Annotated in this window: 1 protein-coding gene; it reads left to right on the top strand. The window is 37.3% G+C overall.

Features of this window, described 5'->3' with window-relative positions; all coding sequences use genetic code 11:
* Positions 1 to 335: DUF11 domain-containing protein (locus tag OS188_RS14760; protein WP_267149615.1), on the top strand; the 335-nt coding region annotated here is incomplete at both ends.

Below are 335 nucleotides of genomic sequence, written 5' to 3'. Positions count from 1 at the left end.
GATTTATTACCATCAGGATTTGATTATGTGTCTTTCAGTACATCATCTGGAACATATAATAATGTAACAGGAGTTTGGACTGCAGGAACAATTACAAACGGAGCTACTGAAACTCTAACTATAAATGTGGTAGTAAATGAAACAGGAGATTATCTGAACATTGCAGAAGTAACAGCATCCGATTTGCCTGATCCAGATTCTACACCAAATAACGGTGATGAAACTGAAGACGATCAAGATAGCGTGTTAATTACACCTACCGATCTAGTAGCCGATTTATCGCTTACAAAAGAAGTAGTAAACGGAAACACAACGCCATTAGTTGGGTCTCAAAT

Source organism: Xanthomarina sp. F1114 (genome assembly GCF_026410255.1).
GTDB lineage: Bacteria > Bacteroidota > Bacteroidia > Flavobacteriales > Flavobacteriaceae > Xanthomarina.
Note: the sequence above shows the minus strand (reverse complement) of the source record. Positions and strands in the feature narration are given on the sequence as shown.